7 protein-coding genes are annotated in these 6,000 nt (G+C 59.9%); 3 read left to right on the forward strand and 4 right to left on the reverse strand.

Annotated features, from left to right (window positions below; all coding sequences use genetic code 11):
• Positions 1 to 58 precede the first annotated feature (58 nt).
• From AC07UK_RS05155 to AC07UK_RS05165, 3 genes are all read right to left on the reverse strand, one after another.
• Positions 59 to 373: an H-NS histone family protein gene (locus AC07UK_RS05155; RefSeq protein WP_058697646.1), complete on the reverse strand. Its 315-nt coding sequence runs from the start codon at positions 371 to 373 to the stop codon at positions 59 to 61.
• A 529-nt stretch (positions 374 to 902) separates the two neighbouring features.
• Positions 903 to 1,373: a hypothetical protein gene (locus AC07UK_RS05160; RefSeq protein WP_058697645.1), complete on the reverse strand. Its 471-nt coding sequence runs from the start codon at positions 1,371 to 1,373 to the stop codon at positions 903 to 905.
• 299 nt (positions 1,374 to 1,672) lie between these two features.
• A complete protein-coding gene (locus AC07UK_RS05165; protein WP_158577657.1) occupies positions 1,673 to 1,843 on the reverse strand; it encodes a hypothetical protein in 171 nt (56 codons plus the stop codon).
• A gap of 201 nt (positions 1,844 to 2,044) precedes the next feature.
• Between AC07UK_RS05165 and AC07UK_RS05170 the strand changes: the two genes are divergently transcribed.
• From AC07UK_RS05170 to rpoD, 3 genes are all read left to right on the forward strand, one after another.
• On the forward strand, positions 2,045 to 2,245 hold the full coding sequence (locus AC07UK_RS05170) for a hypothetical protein (protein ID WP_081050240.1): 201 nt from the start codon (positions 2,045 to 2,047) through the stop codon (positions 2,243 to 2,245).
• 364 nt (positions 2,246 to 2,609) lie between these two features.
• Entirely contained in the window at positions 2,610 to 2,984 is a 375-nt protein-coding gene (locus AC07UK_RS05175) for a hypothetical protein (RefSeq protein WP_058697644.1), read from the forward strand.
• Between the two features lie 642 nt (positions 2,985 to 3,626).
• A complete protein-coding gene (gene rpoD, locus AC07UK_RS05180) occupies positions 3,627 to 5,657 on the forward strand; it encodes an RNA polymerase sigma factor RpoD (protein ID WP_171514463.1) in 2,031 nt (676 codons plus the stop codon).
• 109 nt (positions 5,658 to 5,766) lie between these two features.
• Here rpoD and AC07UK_RS05185 read toward each other — a convergent pair whose 3' ends face one another.
• Complete coding sequence (locus AC07UK_RS05185; RefSeq protein ID WP_013954359.1) at positions 5,767 to 5,970, reverse strand: cold-shock protein; 204 nt, start codon at positions 5,968 to 5,970, stop codon at positions 5,767 to 5,769.
• Between the last annotated feature and the right edge of the window lie 30 nt (positions 5,971 to 6,000).

Here is a 6,000-nt window from a genome sequence, read left to right on the forward strand (position 1 = left end):
GGCCATTCCCATGACGAGTTGCCTGCCCCGACCCGCTCACATTGGCGTTGCAAACAGCTCATTCCTGCTGGATAAGGAAACGCTCGGGCCGCTTGCCCAGCCAAGCCGGCGTCCGGCCACGTCCCGACCAGGTCTTGCCGGTTTTGGGATCCATATACTTCGGCGGCAGCGGCGCTTTCTCGGTGGCAGCGGACGCTGTACCGGCAGGCCGGCCCCGACGACGCCGCGGCGCCACGTCTTCCGGCGACAGCTCATACCGAGTCATCAGCTCGCGAATCTGCTCGATGACGCCAGCGACCTCAGTTGAACGCGCCTCTTCGAGCTGGGCTTCCAACGCTTGCTTCCGCGCCATCAATTCTTGATACGTTGCCATCTTCGCCTCCAATTGTTCAGTCGCTTTTGACTTATACGCATTCTAAAGTCGGCCTGCAAGGTATTCGTTCTCTACCTTCATACGGAACTTAACATTCCATTCACTTTAATGAATATTCGTATGGGCCTGTGACAGCGGTCGGCGGCGAATAAAGTGACACGAAGATATCGCCCTCCCCAGGAATGGCGGCCATTCGCCCCAAAGCCGTAGCTCGCAGAAATAGGTACGCTCGGCGGCGTGAAATCCCATTGGGCGATGTAATGGAGCTCGGCGCAAGCGATCCGCATACAACGAAGGCTTCACGATGAAGTCGCCGCTGCGCATCTGCGGTTGAATGGTGGGCCTCCCGTGAGTCGAACACGGCACCAACGGATGAGTCCGCTGCTCGAACCAGGCATGAGCTAGAGGCCTAATTGGAAGGGGGAAAGCTGTCAGCACAAAGTTTGTCGGGCCTCAGCTTTCCTCAGCAGTGCTCCTACCTTGCGCCAATCGGCTGGTTGCGGATAGGCGTTACCAGCCGATGCAAGGATCACACCGACGCTTCAGGCGAAGCTACAGCTGGAACCACCTTCTTCGCCGAAGCCCGTTTCTTCGTCACGGATTTCACTGCTGCCGCCTTCGGCGCTGCTTTCGCGGCGACCTTGCCCTTGATACCGGGTGCGGCCTTTTTCGCGGCCTCTTTCGTTGCGGCAGCTTTGTTGCTCGTCGCCTTCTTGGCGCCTGCAGCCTTGGCCTTCTTCGCCGCGAGCTTGTCCTTTGCGGCTTGCTTTTCAAAGCGGGCCGCGGCCTTTGCGGCTTCCACGGCCTGGGCAATTTCGCGCTTTGCCGCTTCAATTGCCTTCTTCGTGTCGGCGCGCAACTTCAGCAAGCGCTTCTTCGCTGCCTGAGCCTCACGGGCGAGCACGCTAGCCTTTTTCGTCGGCACTGTCATCTTCTTCGCGGCAGACCTTTTCTTCGTGACTGCCTCTGCAAGAACAGTTCTTTTAGTTGCTGCGACCATGTTGATTACCCGTTAGTTGTGGAGAGCGGAGTATAACCGCAGGGCTGGCGTACCTAATAGCGGTCTGGCTTGTCCTTGTGGGCGCGACGCCTTTGGCAGCCTGGCGCAATTAGCGGCGGCCAAAAAGCGGCATCACGATTGAGCCAATACGGCGCTCTGGCGCAATTGGCGGAAACGACTCATCATTCGCGCCGGCTTCTCACGTCGTTGCCCACCCCTTCCTCTGCTGCTAGCCTGCGCAGCGGACACCGCTACTCTCGATCATTTCGGCGCCGCCTTCCGGCGTTCAGCCGGGGGCATCACGAGGTAGCCAATCGCGCGACGCTCGAGTTGAGCGAGGGGTCACCATGATCAGGCCGTAGTGGCGTGCCTGACCGCTCTTCCACATAGGCTCCGAACAGAGGGTCGGAGATGATCGGCACGCCGCCGATGGTAGGTGCGCGCAACATCGCCTGGTTGCGTTGCTTCATGCTGCTGCGTTGCCGCATTCTTTTGGCTTGATGCCGGCGACAAAGAAGTTTATTGTGGCCGCTCGGTGTACGCTTCCCCGCCCTCCTCGCACCAATCCACCATTGCCCCGGCCACTGTCCACATTGTCGACTGGGGAATCTATCTCGCGGCAGCAGTAGTAGTAGTTCGTTTTTCCAAACCACGACAACGGAGGCCGACATATGCTAAGCCCGCATGAGATCGCCGCGCTACTGCTGCTCGGCGACGAGGAGGAGATCGACGACCTCGAACCTGAGCAATTGGACACCTTGTTGGCTCACAAGCTGGTCACGATGGAACATGGTCATGCCAGCGGCAATGCCTATCCTCGCCTGACAAGTCAGGGGCATTCCATTCTCGAAGCGGTGCGCCGAATTCGGTAGTCAGTCAGCTTTAGCCCAAAAGCAGACGACCGTCGCGGCCGAAGCCGCGAACTGGTTGATAAGCTGTGGCTTCCTGGCGTGTGGCGCCTGTGGCTGGATCCTGGTGCATTGTTCGGTGTCACATTGCCGTGGCAGCGGCTGGCGCGGGCGGCTGCGTGTTGCGCCTATGATCTTTCCCCCGCTTCCCCCGTTCCGCGGCTCCCGTGCCCAGACGCGGACCTCCAGCATATTGCTCGGTTCAACCTGCTCCCATGACGGGACCTGACAAAGACGGCCGCTCCCCGCTTACAATGCTGCTATGCAATATGGATCAGGGCTGAAGAAGCGCGAATAGCCACACGCCCTGTATGTAGTGGAGGAGAAAATGGCGACAGCTCTGGCTGGGACGAAAAGCGAGGCGCTGAAGCTCCTGGAAACAGAGGGAGTAACGGTCGTGGATTTGAACTACGAGTCTGGTTGGCAAGATGCGATTGAGCTTGGCAGGCGGGGTGAAAAGCTCGGTGTACACGTCCAGTATCGCGGCCATGAGAGCATTGCCGTTAGCTCCCCGGCGGCGCTCGTTGGCGGGCTGATTCGCCCGAAGTTGACCTTCCGTCAGCGCAATCTTTACTGCCAATTTGAGCTCAGCAAGCTGCCAACGGGTGAGCTAGAGCGCCTGGAGGCAAAGGCGGCCAGGCTTGGCGATTACATCCTCGCGGGACACCTAACAAGGGATGTCGATGCGGTGTGGTCGGAGTAACGCATCGCCAGGCAGCCTTGGTGAAGCCGAGATCAGATTCAGCTCCCCGAGTCACGCCTTGATGCTCTGCCCCGCCCCAACAGACCCGCATGGGGACGAGCACGGCCAGTGTAGTCGTACCTAGCCACGGGCCTTTCTACCGGAGCAGCTCAAAGATCTCTTTTGCGTGCTCAAGGTGGCGCCTTCTGCTCTGACAGCGTCGATGCCTTCGATTTGATCGCAGCCGGAGGAGGCCTGAGCCTCGGCAGCCTGCGACTAGCGCTGAAATCGCGGGAGGATGCTGAGCTCGCCGAGTGCTTGTGTCCGAAGGTGCACGGTGCCGGTCCGGACGATTTCCGGACGTGCCCTTCGCGAAACAGGTGATGGTATCGCCCGTGAGCACCGATACGGGATATGCGCCTCGTCGAGCGCGGTGGCAACGAGCTCGAGCATGCTGGTGAACTGCGAGAACAGGAGAATCTTTCGACCTTCCTCGACGAGGCAACACTACCCACCGCATATTGCGGCGCACAACGTCGTCCGGTATTATTCAAAATTCCCCCATTCTGCGCACACCGGATTCCGCGAGAGGCATTCTGACCTCGACTGTCCGTGCGTCATTCCACGATTTCGTTCGCACCCCGACAGGCTTGAACAGCCGTCATGTCCGCGACGATCGTCGGCCAACCTGTCGAGGAGAGTGTATTGGCAAATCCAGTTCGCGACGATTCAGCATCCCGCACGATCGCGGTCACGTCAAAGACCGGCCGCCGCTCTCCAAAAGGAAAGATCCAGGCGGTCGCAACACCGCTGGACATCGCGTCCATGGCGCGCCAGGACGAGGAGCGTCAACGCCAGATGCGCGCGCTGATCGCGCTTGGCCGTGAGCGCGGCTATCTCACCCACGCGGACATCAACGATCACCTGCCCGACAACTTTACGCAAACTGCTGCGATGGAGACGATCGTCAGCACATTCAGCGACATGGGGGTGGCCGTGTACGAGCAGGCGCCGGACGCGGAGACGCTCCTGTTAAGCGATGCCGCGCCTGCCGCGGCATCCGACGATCAGGCGGATGAGGAAGCGGAAGCTGCACTGTCGACCGTCGATTCCGAATTCGGCCGCACTACTGATCCGGTCCGGATGTACATGCGAGAAATGGGCGCCAGTGAACTGCTGACTCGCGCCGGCGAAATCGAGATCGCAAAACGCGTCGAAGGCGGCCTGCAGGACATGATTCAGGCGATCGCCGCGTGTCCGTCAGTCGTGTCCACGATTCTTGCCGATGCGGACCGCATCGTTGCCGGCGAACTGCGTATCGACGAACTGGTCGATGGCATCAGCGACGACGTGAACGAAAGCGAAATGGCGCTAGAGTCCGATGACGTTCAAGTGGAAGCAGACGCCTCCGACGATGACCCGGATGGTGATGACGCTGAAACGGACGCCGCGGATCCGGAGAAAGCGAACGCAGCCCGCCTCGAACAACTCACGATCGACAGTCTTGCGATTTTCGCGCGCGTGCGTGTACTGTTCGAGCAGTTGCCGGATGCACCCGTTACTGGGAAAGCCCGTTCCGCAGCCGTTGCGCAATTGCGCTTGGAGATCCAGCGTGAACTGGCTCCGATCCGCTTTACGGCCAAGACTATCGACCGCCTGTGTGCCAGTGTGCACGAACAGGTTACCGAGGTTCGTGCAATCGAGCGCAGCATCCTGGAGATCGCCGTCGACCGTTGCGGCATGCCACGCGAGGCGTTTGTCGAGTCGTTCCCGGGCCACGAGACCGACCTTGAATGGACCAGCCATCTGGCGGCGACTTCGCGGCAGTTTGGCGCAGCGCTCGAGCGACATCTGCCGGCCATTCAGGCCGGCCAGCAGAAACTCATAGACATCGAGGCCGGGGTCTCGCTGCCGCTCCAGCAGCTCAAGCGGATCAACCGCCAGATGAGCGCCGCGGAGTTGAAAATGCGGCAGGCCAAGCGAGAACTGATCGAAGCGAATCTTCGTCTTGTCATTTCAATCGCCAAGAAATACGTGAACCGCGGCATGCAGTTCCTGGATCTAATCCAGGAAGGCAATATCGGCCTGATGAAGGCGGTGGACAAGTTCGAATACCGGCGCGGCTGGAAGTTTTCGACGTACGCCACTTGGTGGGTCCGGCAGGCTGTCACGCGTGCGCTTGCCGATCAGGCGCGAACCATTCGTGTGCCGGTCCACATGATCGAGATGATCAACAAGCTGAATCGGATTTCGCGCGAATTCCTGCAACAGACGGGACAGGAAGCGCATCCCTCCGTCCTCGCCGAGCGCATGGAGATGTCCGAGGAAAAAGTGCGCAGTATCCTCAGGATCGCGAGGCAACCTGTCTCGCTCGAGACCCCTGTGGGCGACGACGCCGACGCGACGCTCGGCGACATGATTGAGGATGTCTCTGCGAGTTCACCGGCTGAGGCCGTGATTCACGCGAACATGCGCGCCGCGATCGATGAGGCACTCGACGGGTTATCGCCGCGCGAGGCCAAGGTCCTGCGGATGCGATTCGGGCTCGATACGATCTCGGACCACACGCTTGAAGAGGTCGGCAAGCAGTTCGACCTGACCCGCGAGCGGATCCGTCAGATTGAGAGCAAGGCGATGCGCAAGCTGATGCATCCCAGTCGTGCTGACAAGTTGAGGCCCTTTCTCGAGCGCTGAGCAAAGGCGAGGAGTACGCGCCCCCTTTCGACGCCCTACTCCAGACCCACAGCGATCACGCATCGGCCCGATCGCTGCCCTGGCAGGACGCGTTTGCTGCGCGGAGAACTTACAGCGGTTTGATGTTCGCTGCCTGTTTCCCCTTGGGGCCTTGCTTGACTTCAAAACTGACCTTCTGGCCCTCCTGAAGTGATTTGAAGCCATTTCCCTGAACCTCGGAGAAGTGCGCGAACAGGTCATCGCCGCCGTCGTCCGGCGTGATGAAACCAAAACCCTTCGCATCGTTAAACCACTTGACGGTACCTGTTGCCATGTTCTGAATGTTCCAAGGAAGACTAGTTGT

Source organism: Cupriavidus sp. GW821-FHT07C08 (assembly GCF_059419025.1).

Bases quoted from the DNA above. Each gene is read 5' to 3' on its own strand.
- rpoD (WP_171514463.1), top strand. From the start codon at position 3,627: ATGTCCGCGACGATCGTCGGCCAACCTGTCGAGGAGAGTGTATTGGCA.
- AC07UK_RS05175 (WP_058697644.1), top strand. From the start codon at position 2,610: ATGGCGACAGCTCTGGCTGGGACGAAAAGCGAGGCGCTGAAGCTCCTG.
- AC07UK_RS05185 (WP_013954359.1), bottom strand. From the start codon at position 5,970: ATGGCAACAGGTACCGTCAAGTGGTTTAACGATGCGAAGGGTTTTGGT.
- AC07UK_RS05160 (WP_058697645.1), bottom strand. From the start codon at position 1,373: ATGGTCGCAGCAACTAAAAGAACTGTTCTTGCAGAGGCAGTCACGAAG.
- AC07UK_RS05165 (WP_158577657.1), bottom strand. From the start codon at position 1,843: ATGAAGCAACGCAACCAGGCGATGTTGCGCGCACCTACCATCGGCGGC.
- AC07UK_RS05170 (WP_081050240.1), top strand. From the start codon at position 2,045: ATGCTAAGCCCGCATGAGATCGCCGCGCTACTGCTGCTCGGCGACGAG.
- AC07UK_RS05155 (WP_058697646.1), bottom strand. From the start codon at position 373: ATGGCAACGTATCAAGAATTGATGGCGCGGAAGCAAGCGTTGGAAGCC.